15 protein-coding genes and 1 tRNA gene are annotated in these 15,705 nt (G+C 43.3%); 9 read left to right on the top strand and 7 right to left on the bottom strand.

The window, feature by feature from the left end; genetic code table 11:
- The first annotated feature begins 34 nt into the window (after positions 1-34).
- From NZ952_02845 to NZ952_02825, 5 genes are all read left to right on the top strand, one after another.
- On the top strand, positions 35-2,023 hold the full coding sequence (locus NZ952_02845) for a glycoside hydrolase family 127 protein (GenBank protein ID MCS7120126.1): 1,989 nt from the start codon (positions 35-37) through the stop codon (positions 2,021-2,023).
- A 77-nt stretch (positions 2,024-2,100) separates the two neighbouring features.
- Positions 2,101-3,423 carry a hypothetical protein gene (locus tag NZ952_02840; protein MCS7120125.1) on the top strand — a complete coding sequence of 441 codons (1,323 nt, stop codon included), beginning with the start codon at positions 2,101-2,103 and terminating at the stop codon, positions 3,421-3,423.
- A gap of 74 nt (positions 3,424-3,497) precedes the next feature.
- On the top strand, positions 3,498-4,142 hold the full coding sequence (locus NZ952_02835; GenBank protein MCS7120124.1) for a hypothetical protein: 645 nt from the start codon (positions 3,498-3,500) through the stop codon (positions 4,140-4,142).
- Positions 4,139-5,203, top strand: a complete 1,065-nt coding sequence (locus tag NZ952_02830) for an aldo/keto reductase (protein ID MCS7120123.1) — start codon at positions 4,139-4,141, stop codon at positions 5,201-5,203. Before NZ952_02835 ends, NZ952_02830 begins: the two co-directional genes overlap by 4 nt.
- 152 nt (positions 5,204-5,355) lie before the next feature.
- On the top strand, positions 5,356-6,330 hold the full coding sequence (locus tag NZ952_02825) for a sugar kinase (GenBank protein ID MCS7120122.1): 975 nt from the start codon (positions 5,356-5,358) through the stop codon (positions 6,328-6,330).
- 66 nt (positions 6,331-6,396) lie between these two features.
- On the opposite strand, the gene NZ952_02820 is transcribed toward NZ952_02825, so the two are convergent.
- Complete coding sequence (locus tag NZ952_02820) at positions 6,397-7,608, bottom strand: 2-oxo acid dehydrogenase subunit E2 (protein ID MCS7120121.1); 1,212 nt, start codon at positions 7,606-7,608, stop codon at positions 6,397-6,399.
- Positions 7,609-7,745: 137 nt separating this feature from the next.
- Here NZ952_02820 and NZ952_02815 point away from each other — a divergent pair, with 137 nt between their 5' ends.
- Positions 7,746-8,798 carry an alcohol dehydrogenase catalytic domain-containing protein gene (locus NZ952_02815; protein ID MCS7120120.1) on the top strand — a complete coding sequence of 351 codons (1,053 nt, stop codon included), beginning with the start codon at positions 7,746-7,748 and terminating at the stop codon, positions 8,796-8,798.
- A 110-nt stretch (positions 8,799-8,908) separates the two neighbouring features.
- Entirely contained in the window at positions 8,909-9,109 is a 201-nt protein-coding gene (locus NZ952_02810; GenBank protein ID MCS7120119.1) for a DUF6485 family protein, read from the top strand.
- Positions 9,110-9,220: 111 nt separating this feature from the next.
- On the opposite strand, the gene NZ952_02805 is transcribed toward NZ952_02810, so the two are convergent.
- The gene (locus tag NZ952_02805) at positions 9,221-10,666 is read right to left on the bottom strand and encodes an amidohydrolase (GenBank protein MCS7120118.1); all 1,446 of its coding nucleotides are present in this window, start codon (positions 10,664-10,666) and stop codon (positions 9,221-9,223) included.
- Between the two features lie 323 nt (positions 10,667-10,989).
- A tRNA-Ser gene (locus NZ952_02800) sits at positions 10,990-11,096 on the bottom strand.
- A 154-nt stretch (positions 11,097-11,250) separates the two neighbouring features.
- Here NZ952_02800 and NZ952_02795 point away from each other — a divergent pair.
- Positions 11,251-12,075 carry a hypothetical protein gene (locus tag NZ952_02795; protein MCS7120117.1) on the top strand — a complete coding sequence of 275 codons (825 nt, stop codon included), beginning with the start codon at positions 11,251-11,253 and terminating at the stop codon, positions 12,073-12,075.
- A 52-nt stretch (positions 12,076-12,127) separates the two neighbouring features.
- Here NZ952_02795 and rpsJ read toward each other — a convergent pair whose 3' ends face one another.
- The 3 genes from rpsJ to NZ952_02780 form a co-directional block, all read right to left on the bottom strand.
- Positions 12,128-12,433: a 30S ribosomal protein S10 gene (gene rpsJ, locus NZ952_02790; GenBank protein MCS7120116.1), complete on the bottom strand. Its 306-nt coding sequence runs from the start codon at positions 12,431-12,433 to the stop codon at positions 12,128-12,130.
- 176 nt (positions 12,434-12,609) lie between these two features.
- On the bottom strand, positions 12,610-12,798 hold the full coding sequence (locus tag NZ952_02785; GenBank protein MCS7120115.1) for a 50S ribosomal protein L37e: 189 nt from the start codon (positions 12,796-12,798) through the stop codon (positions 12,610-12,612).
- A gap of 10 nt (positions 12,799-12,808) precedes the next feature.
- Positions 12,809-13,027 carry an LSm family protein gene (locus NZ952_02780; protein ID MCS7120114.1) on the bottom strand — a complete coding sequence of 73 codons (219 nt, stop codon included), beginning with the start codon at positions 13,025-13,027 and terminating at the stop codon, positions 12,809-12,811.
- Between the two features lie 86 nt (positions 13,028-13,113).
- Here NZ952_02780 and NZ952_02775 point away from each other — a divergent pair, with 86 nt between their 5' ends.
- On the top strand, positions 13,114-13,629 hold the full coding sequence (locus NZ952_02775) for a DUF1947 domain-containing protein (protein MCS7120113.1): 516 nt from the start codon (positions 13,114-13,116) through the stop codon (positions 13,627-13,629).
- On the opposite strand, the gene NZ952_02770 is transcribed toward NZ952_02775, so the two are convergent.
- Entirely contained in the window at positions 13,622-15,538 is a 1,917-nt protein-coding gene (locus tag NZ952_02770; GenBank protein ID MCS7120112.1) for a beta-CASP ribonuclease aCPSF1, read from the bottom strand. The genes NZ952_02775 and NZ952_02770 overlap by 8 nt on opposite strands.
- Between the last annotated feature and the right edge of the window lie 167 nt (positions 15,539-15,705).

Raw genomic sequence — 15,705 nt, 5'->3', positions numbered from 1 at the left:
TAAAAAACTCGAAATAATATGAGTGTGTAGTTATATGAACAGGTCTAATCCTGTGGATGGTGCGGGCGAGTTTGCCGTAGGAATCAAAGAAGAAAAAATAAGCCCATATGCCCGACTTAAGAGCCCAAAGATTGGAGAAATAAGATGGACTGGTGGCTTCTGGGGCGAAAAATCTGAGAAATGCTTCAGTGTTATGATTCCTAATATGTGGCGGCTGTTAAATGATCCTCAAATTAGTCACGCATATGCCAACTTCCTAATAGCGGCTGGTATCGAAGAGGGAAACCACAGAGGTCCTCCATGGCATGATGGTGACTTTTATAAATGGTTTGAAGCCGCAGTATACGCATACGCGTATACCAGAAATGAGGATCTGCGCAGACAATTGGATAAAATAGTAGGTGTGTTTTCGAGAGTTCAAAGGAAAGATGGGTATATCCACACTCCAGTCATAATAAAAAGTCGCCGCGGGGAGAAAGTTGATGATTTCCCTGATCCGGATCATTTTGTAACATACAATATGGGGCATCTGATGACAGCGGCGTCTGCACATTTTCTAGTTACTGGAGATAGATCATTTCTGGAAATTGCTGAAAGAGCATGTGAATATCTCTACGATATATGTTGCAAGGATCCGGTTAAACTTGCTAGAAATGCCGTATGCCCTTCACATTATATGGGCGTCATTGACCTTTACCGCGTAACAGGCAAGACAAAATATCTTGAACTGGCAAAAAGGTTAATTGAGATTCGCGACATTGTCGGAGATGGGACAGATCAGAATCAAGATAGAAAACCGTTACGTATGCACGAAAGAATTGTGGGTCATGCTGTCAGAGCTAACTATCTCTATGCTGGAGTCGCAGATATATACGCTGAAATTGGTGACGAATCCCTTTTAAGTATGCTTGAAAAGGTTTGGCAGAATCTTGTGAACACAAAGATGTATATTACAGGTGCTTGCGGAGCCTTATATGACGGTGCATCACCCTATGGCGGAGAAGTGCATAGAGAGATACAGCTTGTCCATCAGGCCTATGGTCTTGAGTACCAGCTACCAAATGCAATAGCGCATAACGAAAGCTGTGCCGCTGTCGGAAACATTTTATGGAATTGGCGCATGCTGAAGATACTCGGTCAAGCTAGATTTGCCGAAATCTTGGAATTGACTCTATATAATGCCATTCTCGCCGCCATCAGTTTAGATGGAACCAAATTCTTTTATACAAACACACTAAGACAAGTTGAGTTACCCTATAGATTACGTTGGTCGAGAGTTAGAGAGCCTTATATAAAATGTTTCTGCTGTCCACCTAACATTGTTCGCATAATCGCGCAGTCAGCCATGTATGCATATCTGTTGTCCCATGATGGAGTATGGGTAAACCTCTATGGAAGCAACATGCTTATGACCAAACTAAATGGCGATGAGATTGTTATAAGACAGGAGACAGAATATCCGTGGGAGGGGTATGTGAAACTTTGCATAGATAAGCCATCTGGCAAGAAATTTACGCTCTATCTCCGGATCCCTGAGTGGTCAGACAGAACAATAATTAAGGTTAACGGACAAGAGATTTGTGATGAAGTTCGGCCGGGAACTTATATGCCTTTCACTCAGGTATGGCAAAAGGGTGATGAAGTCGAAGTCTACATGTCTATGAGACCAAAACTTATTGAAGCCCATCCGCTTGTTGAGGAATGCAGAAATCAAGTGGCAGTGAAGAGAGGACCGATAGTATATTGTCTTGAATCAATTGATCTGCCGGACTATGTGGGAATAAATGAAGTCTTTATCCCACGTGATATCAGTTTCTTAGAGAAAGAGGATGCCGTTGCAGGCGAGAGACTAATCAGCTTGGAGGGCAGGTTCCATGTGTATCGGGAAGGCGACTGGAAAAATAAACTTTACCGTGAACGTGTAATTAAGGAGCCGGAGGAGATAAACGCAAAATTAATTCCATATTATGCCTGGGGAAATCGGGGACCGTCGGAGATGTGCGTTTGGATTCCTTTGGATTAGAAGGTTAGGACTAAGACTTGATGAGGGCAACGACCAAAATATGCTCTGAAGTTTCAATAAATTGGTGATGAATAAATTTGGGATACACTGAAAATTTCAAGTTCAGGTTGTTAATGATATTAGAGGCATTTTTCGCCGGCTTTTATACATCCCTTACAAAAGGTCTATTCGTTGTATATTTGGTCTCTGTTCAACAGAAGGTTAACGAGATATCGTTTATAGTGTTTCTTTCAGCAGTTGCGTCCCTAATTACGGGCATATCGATCTACAAGAATCCAAGATTTGTTCCGGAAAGATTGAAAGTCAAGCTGCTGGCTTTTCATACATTGGAAAGGGCGATGTGGCTGCTAATGCCATTCGCCAGAAATACTTTGCACATCTCGCTCTTGTATGTCTTTCACGTGATCTTTTCATCTCTCGTCAGCATCTTTCTAACCTTTATAATATATAGTGAATTAACAGAGGATCATGTTAGGAAGATAACGGCTGAAAGGTCGGCTGCTAATGGTGTTTCCAGCATAATGGGTTACGCGGTCGGGGTCTTTTTGCTTGCATTTCTTCCTGATGGAAGAGAATTCGATTTTATTTTTCCACTTGGCTCCGCTATTGGGTTTATTTCCACATTTCTCCTTCTATTCCTGAGTTTGTCCGATCTTGAGAGACATTACTTTCCGCCAGTCATCACTCAACCGGAGAAGTTATTCTCGACTTCGCTCTTTTTTGTTACACTAACAGCCTCAAGTAACTTTATGGGAATAATCTGGACACCATATCTTATGAACTGTTTGAATGCGCCCGATTTTCTGACCGCCTCAATGAGCCTCATGGGTACTCTCTCTAGCATCATCGCCTCCCTGTTTTGGAGAAATAAGTCTTTTAGGAGTCTCCGCTTAGGCCTCGCGCTAAATGCCGCTGGACCTATAATTGTATGGATTACTCCATGGCCGCTTTTACATCCAGCAATAAACGCTTACACATCCTTTACATTTGCCGGTGCAAACTTTTTGGGAATATTTCTCTTTGCAAGGTACAAAGAGATATTTGGGGCAGTAAGATCAGGTATTCTTCTTACGATTCTTGGAAATTCAGCTCAAATAATCTCAAGCATCTTAGGATATGCGGTTGACGGAAACTTTATGCTAGCATTCTTGATTACTATGCTAATAAAGGTGACAGCTACAATCCTTGCCCTGTCCTTAATCCCAGAAGTATCTGTGGTTCCAGAAGATGCCGCTAGAACGTACTCGCAATTATTATACAGTCAGAGCTTGGCTGGATATAGAATGAGTGTTGAATTTTCGAGAGAAACACTGCTAACAATATTTAGAATACTATCCCTTTTAGTAGTAATAGCCACACTTTACATTATATATCGTTCTCTATGGATCGTTATTCATTGAAAACTTTGCTGGCTGAGGGATTATAAGCAAGATTTATCAATGGAGACGCGTCTTTTTTCAAAAAGAGGCTTTGGGTGTTGCAAGAGGAAACGGTCTTTGATATATTGAATAAATTATTCATGCAGATCTCAACAGAAATTATTGGCCTTTTGCCGAAGATATTAATAGCCATAATTATGGTATCACTTACGCTTGTCGTGGTTAAAGTATTGAACCTCTTTTTAAAAAGGTTGATGAGAGTTGCAAGGTTAGAAATAATAGTGAAACAGTTTATCCCCCTCCCTTTCTCATTGGAGAACGTCATAATATTTTTAGCTGATCTAGGTCTTGGATTGATAGCATTCCTGAGTATTGCAAATCTCTTCTTAGAACAAAGATATATGGAAATTGTGGCCGATGCCCTCTATTACGGTGTACGTGTCGCAAGTATAGTGATAATTGCCATCATCATTTTCGCTATATTTGACCTGCTGATTGGTCGTGTAAAAGTTGAAACCCGCCTTAGAAGCTATGCAATGCTCATAGTCTTGCTTCTTATAACAGCAATGCTCATTGATATTACCGCATTAAGCGATCAGGTGAAGGGTGCATTGACGCTTGGCTTATCAATTGGAGTGGGATTAGCGGTGGGCGTATTTGCAATATGGTTCTTCTTTCATGACTATTTAGACAAGATTTTCAAGGTTAAATCATCACAGAAAGGCGAGGATGATGAATGATTAAGAGAAGGCTGGGGCGGACTGGACTTGAGGTTTCAATAATAGGCTTCGGCGCCATCAAACTGCCGTTAATAGATAAAGCGACAAGTAGCAAGGTATTGAATAGAGCTCTGGACCTTGGGGTCAACTTTATCGACACGGCTAGAGCATACGGTGACAGCGAAGAGAAGATTGGAGAGGCTGTGAGTGAAAGAAGAGAGGAGTTTTACATTTCAACTAAGAGTACAGCAACAACTGCTGAAAATATGAGAAAAGATATTCATGAAAGTCTTAAACTATTACGCACAGACTATATAGATCTTTACCTTTGCCATAACCTCAGATACGAGTCGGACTATCAGAAGGTTATGGGTCCTGGTGGGGCAATGGAAGCCCTTGTAGAGGCCAAGAAAGATGGTGTGATAGGACATATTGGCTTCAGTTGTCACCGCTTTCACGAGACGATGGAAAGAGGAATAAGATCCGGCATCTTCGAGGTAATAATGGTCTCATATAACATTTTGAATGATGAGCTTGTTGACGAAAAGATCCTGCCTCTAGCGAAGAGTTTGGATGTTGGCGTAATCGCAATGAAGCCTCTTGCAGGCGGAATCCTAGCAAATCCTCCACCCGAGCTAAGATCGTACTCAAAAATTCCAATTACAGCGGAGAATGCACTCAGGTTTGTATTATCAAACGACGCGGTAAGCATAGCTATCCCCGGAATGATGAGCATATCCGAGGTTGAAGAGAACGTTAGGGTAGGTGAAACCTTCTCCAAGATGACTGAAGAAGAGAGGAATGAACTTGTCAAAGCTGCGGAGTCGCTTGGCAAGAGCTTTTGCCGCGGTTGCGGATACTGCCAACCTTGCCCGCAGAAGATACGTATTCCAATAATCCTTCGTCAACTAGCTTACTTCAAGAATTATGGATTAAGAGACTGGGCTAGAGGTAGGTACAGGCATATGGAGGTGAAGGCGGATGCGTGTGTCCAATGTGGAAAATGTGTGGAGAAATGTCCATACAGCCTAGATGTTCCAAGAATGCTTAAGGAAGCACATATGCTTCTTGCTTCATCCTAGACAAAATTTTTGTTGTCTTATGTTATCCCATCACCCTTGGCAGCTTAATCTCATTTCGGTCTCCACTTAAAAAAGACTGAAATTATTATGCAAGTATTGTATTATATGATGCTGCAAAACTATTCCTGCCGAGAAATTTGTGGAGGAACCAAATGAGTGTCGATGTAATCGGAATTGGAGAGAGTGTAGTAGACTTAGTCTCGGCAAAACCTGGACCCTTAACAAAAGCAGCGATTTTCGAGAGATGCTTTGGCGGGGCTCCGATGAACACTATAGTAGGGGTGTCCAAGCTCAACTTATCTGCTGGTGCAATAACCGCTGTTGGAGAGGACCCGTTTGGAGATTATATAATAAAAGAGTTTCAGCGTAATGGCGTAGATACGTCGCAGGTTAAGATAAAGAAGGGAAGAAGAACAACTCTCGCTTTTGTTATGAATGAGCCTCTCACAGGTGAACGAAGCTTCATTTTTTATAGGGAACCATGGGTTGGTAGAACGGCTGATAGTATGTTATCTCCGGAAGATATCGATCCGAAGTATATTGCCGGGGCTAAGATTCTGCATACTTCTGGTTTTTCTCTGTCTCGGAATCCGTCTAGAAGAGCTGTTTTAAAGGCTGTGGAGTATGCTAAAAGAGCTGGTGTAAAGGTGTCATTCGATCCGACATTGAGAATTGATGTCTGGGACTCTATCTCATCGATTAGAAGAGTGTATACGAAGATCCTTAGGTCATGTGATATAGCGGCATTTTCGATTGATGAGGCCGAATTTATGTTTGGGACAAATGACCCTCATGAAGCGGCGAAAAAAGTGTTAGAATTTGGAGTTGAAGTAGCGGGAATAAAGATGGGTTCAAGAGGATCGCTTATAATGAGCAAAGATGGCGAAGAGGTTTCAGCTCCAGCTTTTAAAGTTAGGGTGGTGGATACAACTGGGGCTGGTGATGGTTGGAACGCGGGGCTCATTGTAGGTTTATGCAGGGGATGGAGATTGGAAGAGTGCATTACAGTGGCGAACGCTATTGGAGCTTTAATAGTGACGAGAAGAGGGGCAATAACAGCTATGCCCCGAAAAGATGAGCTGGAGAAGTTCTTGAGGCGAATGGGTGTCTTCATCGAAGTAGGTTAAAATAAAAAATATGAACAGTCGGCACTGTGCAACGCTCTATTTATCTATGCTCAAAGACCGTACCTTCTATCCAGGGATTAATAGATTATACGGGGCCTCTAAAATCTGCTTTATTCTGTTAAGGAATTTGGCAGCGACTGCTCCATCGACAACCCGATGGTCCACGGATAAGGTGGCGTTCATTATTTTTCTTATCGCTATCTGACCGTTCAAAACAACTGGTTTATCTGAGATCCTTCCCGTAGCTAGGATCGCTGTTTCGGGAATATTAATTATGGCGATGAAAGACTCAACTCCTAATGTTCCCATGTTTGATATGGTGAATGTTCCTCCTGAGAATTCTTCTTCTCGTAATTTCTTCTCCCTTGCCCGCGTAATAAGCCTATCAGCCTCTTGAGATATCTTAAAGAGATCCATCTTGTCAGCTCCTCTTAACACTGGCACCAATAGTCCATCATCTAGGCTTACGGCTATACCTATGTTTATTTCACGCCAGATCTTTATGTTTTCTCCATTAATCGTGGAGTTAAGTTGCGGATACTCTTTGAGAGCCATGGCCACAGCTTTTATGATCATGTGGGTGAAGGATAACCTGGTTCCGGCTTTAGCTTCAAACATTGGCATGAGATTGTCTCTAAGCTTAGCGGCTTCGGTCATATCTATCTCGACACTAACATAGAAATGTGGGACATGCATTTTGCTTTCCGTCATCTTCCTGGCGATTGCTTTACGCATGCTTGACATGGGCAATAATTGATATTCCGACGACGGTGCCGCCGGCGCCTTTTCAATCGAAACTGGCGGGGCAGTCATGCTTGCCAAATATGCTAGGACATCCTCCTTAGTTATTCTTCCATCGGGACCTGTTCCCTTAACATTTGTTAAGTCGACACCTTTTTCCTCCGCGATTTTCCTTGCGAGAGGAGAAACCTTAATTCTCCCTTCATCCCCTACTTTAGGCTGCTCTCTGAAAGCTTCTGCAGTTAGTTGGGCTGTCGCTAAGTTGGTTATTCCCCCAACACCTTCAGGTAGAGGCTCATCCTCTCCACCTATATAGGCGATGGTCGTCGCTATTGGCAGCTCTTCTCCCTCTCTGGCCAATATCTTCTTAAGTATGCCTGAAGCTCTCGCCTCAACCTCTATTGTTGTCTTGTCAGTCTCTATCTCTAGTAGAGGTTCTCCCTTCTCAACTCTTTCTCCCTCTTTCTTAAGCCACTTAACGATTTTACCCTTTTCCATAGTCTGGCCCATCTTTGGCATTATGACCTCGACGACCATTCTAGCATTTCTCCTCCGAACCTCATCCAATCAAATTTTTTAGGCATCTTTTAACTTTGATTCCTGCCTTGAAACGAATGTTAAACCAATAGAAAACTTTTTCTCCATATTGGCATGTAGTTTCGTTGTGAGGCAGTATGAAAGCAGCAGTACTTGTCGGAAAAGAACGTTTTGAGATCCAAGAAACTGATAATCCCAAATGTGGGCAAGGGGAGATACTGGTAAAGGTTAAGTCTTGCGCAATCTGCGGAACAGACTTACGCATATTTCGCGGCGAAAAAAGAATAGATGTGCCAATCACCGGTCACGAGATTTCTGGGGTCATAGAAGAAGTCGGAAATGGTGTGTCCGGTTATTTCAGAGGCGAAAAGGTAGCGATAGAAACGGTGATAGGCTGTGGAAAATGCGATGCGTGTAGAAATGGTGAGGAGAATAGATGTAGGAATAAGTATAAGGCAATAGGCTACCAGTATAATGGAGGCTTTGCCCAATTCCTTCTAGTGCCGAAAGAAGCTGTTCGGCAAGGATGCGTTCTAAAGATTCCTGAGCATGTGTCATTTGACGAGGCGTGTATTGTCGAGCCCCTCTCCTGCGTAATTAATGGCTGGCATCCATTCAAAAAGCGCACTAAAAACTTTGTAGTCGTCATAATAGGAGCAGGCATAATCGGCATGCTTCATACAGAATATGCAAAGCATTTGGGAGCCAGGGTAATCCTCGTGAACAGATCATCCCCGCGTCTCATATTGGCTAAGAAAATTGGGCTGCAGGCTGACTTCTTTGTGGACGCTAGCAAAGAAGACCCGGTGGAAAAAGTGCTTGAGTTGACGGATGGGGTAGGCGCGGATGTAATCATATGCGCGACATCAGATAAAGATGTTCAAAAAATGGCTCTGGAAATGGCAGCTGTAGATGCGGATATAAGTTACTTTGCAGGTGTCTCAAAAGATGATCCGTACGTGCAGATTGATTCAAATCTTATTCATTACAATGAACTTCATATACATGGCGCGAATGCATCCAATAGACGGCAATATCTTGAGGCCATTGACTTAATTGCTTCAAGAAAAGTGAATGTTAGGAAGTTTATAACGCACAAGTTTCCACTAGAAAAGATTGAAGAGGCTTTTAAGATGCTCGAGGATAGAGGATCTAATGCTCTAAAAGTTATTATTGATCCTTGGATGTAATTTTAAAATGGGGGTAGGAGCAATATTCTTAGAGTAGATTAAGCGGCGGGAGTTTCCCAAAAAGTTATCTTGGTCCAAGCGAAGAGAAGATTTGGGAGGATTGAAGAAAGATGGGCAGAAGGGAATGCCCAAATATAGAGGTTAACCTTCGGAATTGCATCTGCACTTATCCATGCGACATAAAGGGGAAATGCTGTGAATGCATAAGAAATCATCGAACTCATGGCGAGCTGCCGGCTTGCTTCTTCCCGCAGGAAATCGAGAGAACATATGACAGATCAATCCGAAGGTTTCTCTTATTGCATAAATAGTTTATAAGGTCTGGCAATGGGGGACGCTGATTACTTAAATTCGATGTGTTGTTGGCAGGGTAGTGGAGAAACTCGAAAATTATTGATATAGGCGTTAATGGTAACCCCTTCTCAACTCTTCTTATTATATAGTTTTTGCCAGAAGTCCAGCGGTGGCTTTGCATACTCTGGCAAAGGTGACTCATAATTTCTTGATCCTAATCTCTTGCTGTGTTCCATTCGTGCCTGTTCAAGTAGATGATTGTCGCTTAATAAGTCTAAGGCGGTTGTAGCCATTACCTTGGCTGCGAATATCAGGGATTTATGCCCCAAACTAGTGCCGCTCTGTGCTACGGCTTGCCAAGAATGGGCTGGTGTTCCTAGAACCCATGCAGCAGTGTTGAACTCGACTGTTGGTACCTGCCAGCTCACGTCGCCGACATCAGTGCTTCCATGACTCCACTCTCCATCTCCCCAAGGATCTGGGACTTCGTCATCTATGATCTTGTCAACCAGTCTATCCCACCCTGGACGGCCGGACTTCTTCAGCTCTTCAATCTTCACTTCTCTGCTTATTGACTTAGCGACTTCTTCGGCGATTCTCATTTCTTCGTCTGTGTAACGAGGTAGACCAATTTCCCTCATATTCTTGACTATGACTTCAGCTATGGTCCTGTTCGGAATTAAATTATATAGTCCGCCTAGGGGTTCCACTCTTAATTGCGTTCGTGTCATCTTTGCAGCCCCTTCAGCGATGTCCAAGACCCAGCTGTAAATGAATTTTAGTTGATCAATTTCTGGGGCCCTTAAGTAATACCAGCTCTGTGCATATGCGGGTACAATGTTTGGCTGCTCCCCGCCGCTTTGAATTATGTAATGGATCCTAGCATCCTGTATTATGTGTTCGCGAAGATAGTTGACTCCAATATTCATTAACTCCACCGCATCCAATGAGCTTCTACCTTGCTCAGGTGAGACAGCTGCATGTGCAGCCATACCGTAGAAATGAAATTTAACCGAACTTACGCATAAGCTGCTTTTTAGACTGACTGCATTCATTGAAGAAGGGTGATGACTTAGAGCAACGTCCACATCTTTGAAGTAGCCGTCCCTCACCATGAATACCTTGCCGCTGAAGTTCTCCTCAGCCGGGCAACCATAAAACCTTATAATTCCTTTCAGACCAAACTCGTCCATTGCATTCTTCAACGCTATAGCAGCCGCCATACCGCTTGCACCATGAATATTGTGGCCACATCCGTGACCGGGTTTTCCGGGCTCTAGGGGCGACCTGACTGGAACTCTGTCTTGGGAGAGACCTGGCAAGGCATCATACTCACCTAATATGGCGATTATCGGTTCACCCTCTCCCCACTCTGCCAAGAAGGCCGTTGGCATCCCAGCAATCCCCTGATCAACTTTGAAGTCATGTCTTTCCATCTGCTCGATCAGAATCCTTGATGATTTAAACTCAGCTAGTCCTAACTCAGCGAGCTCCCAAATCTTGTCGCTGACCCTTATGATCGAGCCCTTATTAGTATCTATCCAAGAGCAAACAAATTCTTTATACTGGTCCATTTAACTCTCCTATTAACAATAATTAATGAATTAAAAAAATTATGTACATGAACTAGCGGTATGAAAATCCTTTAGACCACAACTCGCACCGCTTACTTTTAATGCTTAAAAAAATGTTCGTAGCGGACGAATACCAAATGGCTTCTCCGGCTGAGTTGAAATCTGATGTAGCAGAGAATGGGCTGTATCAAGGCTACAGGCTGTGGGCGACTTATCGAAGTCTCGTCGTTGATACCCTAATAGTCTCTCTCATTAATCATAGATTTCGCTCTTCATACTGAGCATCTCAGACTTAAAAGGAGAGTATATGGCGGCGGAGTTGCTGGCGCCGGGGATGGGATTCGAACCCATGCGGCCCTCGAAGGGCCACAGGCTATCTTTGGCATCTTTCTCTCAAGGCCTGCGCCTTAATCCACTCGGCCACCCCGGCTGCGAACATGGCTGATCTGTTAACGTTGCATTTTTCTTTTTATTTTAATTTTACCTCACGATACTTAGGGTATTATGTCCATTTAGGCTTTTAAGTTATTATTTAAATAATAGTCCTCATGATAGACGCAAAATAAATTCAGGTTGGATGCTAATTGAGATGCGACTTCTGCGGTAAAGAGGTTGCTATTCCCTTTAAGTGTCCATTCTGCAGTGGATATTTCTGCCCTGACCACAGGTTACCGGAGATGCATTCATGTCCCGAAATATCTAGGGTGAGATCACGTAAATTATCGTTAGAGAAACCCCCAAGTAGAGGCGAACAGGGCTTTCGCGAAATAGAGGTATCTTCTCTAACCCCCTTCAAATTCTTGAGACCAAGACTGACGAGCACGACTGAACTTGTTCATATTTTATTAGGAACCATAATTGTCATGGCCGTAGGGCTTTCCCTTTTTGTAAACGCCTCGAAATGGGCCGAAACTCTCTTTTATAACCTAGATAGACTGGTCGCTCCAGTTTCATTATTCGCGTTCTTGTTTATTTCACATGAGCTCGCGCATAAGATCACCGCGAAATACTTTGGATTGTGGGCTGAGTTCAGACTGGATCGTATAGGCACGCTATTATCAATCATATCAATCCTGCCGATACCAATAAAGTTCATTTCGCCCGGCGCAGTCGTGATGATCGGAGCGGCCACAAGAAGAATAGTAGGCCTTGTTTCTCTCGCCGGTCCCTTCACAACAATCATGATCTCCTATACATTGCTTATTATGCACTTCTATATTGTAGATCATTATTTGGCGGTTACGCTTCTTAATGGCGCGTTCCTCGGAGCATGGCTTGCTCTGCTAAATATTTTGCCCTTCGGTATGATGGATGGTGCCAAGATCTACCATTGGAATGTAAAGGCTTGGCTGTCAATTTTTCTAGCATCTCTCTTCTTATTTCTGGCGATCGTGAAGATCATCCTATAATGAGTGAAATATGAATTCAGTCGTCATTATTTTTGAGAAAAATGAAATGACTCTAAATCAGTTCTATGCTGATAAAAACTTCTTCCGGAACCCTCATCCTCATTATCCGTCTCATAACTCTTTCTTCAGCCTCAACATCTATGAGTCTCTTGTGAATTCTAAGTTCCCATTTATCCCAAGTCTTTGAGCCCTCGCCGCAGGGAGATTTCATCACGGGAACCTTCAACCTTTTTGTGGGGAGATGAACAGGGCCGTTCGCTTTGACCCCGCTCTTCTCCGCTATTGTCTTAAGCTCTCTACATATATCATCGAGTTTTCGGTAGTCGGTGCTGGTCAGTTTTATCCTTGCTTTTTTCACCATGCTATGGCCCCGCGGCTTTCGTTATCTTTTAAAGCGGTATTATTTAAATGCTTCTTTAATGATCATGTATGCTTATCTTTAACGCCTAGAAGTCTTCATATAGATATTGATTGAAAATCTGGTCGGAAGCATGTAATTTCGAGGCAGTAATGCCGGTGTGAGACCTGAGAACATCAAATTATTCTTTGTCTCGTCAACTTTTTCGTCTGCCAAGAATAGCGTCTAATTCTTGGAGACTCACCGAACCCGCAGGCGGCGCACCTCTTTTTTGAAACATGATAAGATCTTCTTCCGCATCTTCTGCAACGTATGTGAACCGTCTTTCCCATTCTTTTCCCAAAAGAGGGTGTTCCTTTCCCCAATATTTACACCTCATCTGGGAGGCGGCGATATCATGACGACATTATCTCCTCTTACTATAATTAACCCGAGCTCCTGTACACTCTCCATATCCGTAACATCCTCTGCTTTTTCAAGTACAAGGTTCAAATGCTGATCAAAACCCTTAAGTTTCCCCCTTATGCTCTTTCCTCCCCTAAGCCTGATTAGGACGGTTTTTCCAAGACTTTCCTCGAGTATTTGTAGCGCCATTTTCCTCAGTTTTCCCCTTGGTTAAACACTGCTTTCCCATAATAGAATCCGCAGATTTATATTTATTGCTAACCAACTAAGAAGTGATGTCTGAGAGTTTTCGCCGTTTTTACCTCGAGAAAAGAGACGTAAGGAGTTTAATGCAGACTCTTTCAAGAAGACTTGGAATTGACACGGTGCGGTTATTCGGCTCAAAACCCAATGTGGAAGTCTTCGAAACTTCGAAGAGCCGAGTCTATATTATAAACGGTGCCCCACTCGTGGCAAGCGTCGAAGAAGAAGTTTTTCCAACACTATTTTTCAAGGATTATCTTACATCGCTTCCGGTAGTTTATGTGGATATGGGCGCAATACCTCACATATGTAATGGGGCTGATGTGATGGCCCCTGGCGTAAGAATAGTTAATGAAGATTTCGAAGAGAACGAGCTAGTTTTGGTTGTCGATGAAAGGAACAAGATGCCAATTGCCGTGTCAAAATCTTTAGTAAATGCTGAGGCTTTGAGGAAACTCCGGAGGGGCAGGGTGCTCAAGACGCTTCATTATGTCGGCGATGACATATGGAAAATTGCGAGAGAAGCCCGTATTAAGAAATCTATCTGAGCCTAAGGGTTTCTAGCATGCTCGGCGCTCTTGAATTGATTTTGTATTTCTCTGCGAAATAGTTGGCTAGACCTATGCACTTTGTTTTTTCACCATGACAAACAATGATATTTTCAGCGTTAGGAGAGATACGGCGTATATAACTTATAATTTGCCTCCTATCAGAGTGACCTGAAAATCCATCTACAGTTTTAACGTTGAGGTTGCACTTTATCACCTTAATTTTCCCCTCAGAATTAAGTATTGAAACTTCAGATGCGCCTTTCTGCACTCTTCTGCCCAGTGTCCCTTCGATCTGGTAGCTTACAAAGACTAATGTGTTCTTCTTGTCCTGCGCCAAATTCTGGAAATAGTCTATTATTGGTCCACCCTCAAGCATCCCTGCTGTAGCTACGATTATGCTCGGTTCACCTTCTATTATCTCCTGCCTTGCACTTGGATGCTCAACAACTGTAAAGTAATCAGACTCGAAGGGGTTAACATCCTCATTTAATATTTTGTTTCTAACTTCCCTTGAAAGGTACTCTGGATGCGCGGTATGAATCGCCGTAGCTTCAGATATCATCCCCTCAATGAAGACAGGCGCCTCTTTCAGCTCCCCCCTCTTCATATACTCATCGAGGATTAACATAATCTCCTGGGCTCTTCCCACAGCAGGCACAGGGATCATAACCTTTCCGCCAGCGCTTAACGTCTCATTTATAATCGAAACCAGCGTCTTCTCTGCTTCTTCTCTGGAGGGCATCACATCCCCTGTGGCGCTATACGTTGCCTCCGTAATTATTGTCTCAACCCTTGGAAAATTTACAGCAGCGGCCTCCAATAGCATCGTCTTCCCATATTTGAAGTCACCCGTATAGACGATATTATGATAGCCCTCACCAATATGCAGGTGAACAATCGAAGAACCTAAAATATGACCTGCATTATGCAGCGTCAACCTGATGTCTGGAGCAATATCCGTCACAACGCCGAATCGAAGCGGAATGGTGTGCAATATCATTTCACGTACGTCTTTCTGGTCATAGGGGAGAGCCAATCCCTGCTTGGTCAGTACGTCCAGATAATCAAGCTGGAGCAACGTCATGAGACTCAAATTTGGAACAGAGCAGTATGTAGGCCCATCATAACCGTATTTATACAAGAACGGTAAGAAGCCGCAATGATCTAAATGAGCATGACTTATAATAACGGCGTCTAAGGAATCCAGATCGAACTGCGGTGCATCCAAACGTGGAAAAGACTCGAAGGGCCTCGTCGAACCTGGATTTATACCACAATCAATCATAACGTTGCTCTCTCTTGTTTGCACTAAAACACATGACCTGCCAACCTCTTGTGCTCCCCCAAGCAAAGTTATTCTCGCATCGCCAACTTCATAAACTAGTGGTCTAAATATTCTCTCGCCTACATTACGTAGAATTCTCTCTCTTTCTCTGCTGCCTGAGTATAACAAATGCCTAACATGCGCCATTATCTTTGAAAGTTTAGGCGGGCTTCTTAGGATTCTTGGAATCCACCTAGTTTTTACGACAATTTCCTGGAGAATCGCGCCGTCCTTCCCAATAGCAAGACCTGGTTTTTTTGCTTCAATGATCACTTCGCCAAGCGTTGGGTCGAAAAGGATGTTTGTTATTTCAGCCTCCTTTGGAATGATTTCCGTGATGATCCTCTGGGCCTCCGCCTCCCGAACTCTGACGGATGGATCAGAACGGATGACGATCCTCTTCTTTATCAGGTCTACGATGTCGGTTATTATGCGACTATTTGTAACTCTTATCTCTGGTTTCTTGGTGTAGATGGCCAGAGCTGGCCCCTCGAATTCGATCCGGGTGATCTCCGCTTCCTTAGGTATATGCTCGAATATTGTTTGTCTTATCTCGATTTTGCTCTTCTCATTTGATGTCAATTCCATCAAACTCCAAAGTTTACAATCGCCTTATCGACCTGTATGGCTACCTGAGAACTGAGGTAGACAATAACACGTCAGGTACAATGTATCCTTTATGTTTCACACCATGCCACGGATTTCGAATGATCTTATGCATCCTTTGAAGGTCCTCTTAGAATTGTGTC

Source organism: Candidatus Bathyarchaeota archaeon, assembly GCA_025059045.1.
In the GTDB taxonomy this organism is placed as follows: Archaea; Thermoproteota; Bathyarchaeia; order Bathyarchaeales; family DTEX01; genus JANXEA01.
The sequence above is the reverse complement of the archived record's forward strand: the minus strand, read 5'-3'. Positions and strand labels throughout refer to the sequence as shown.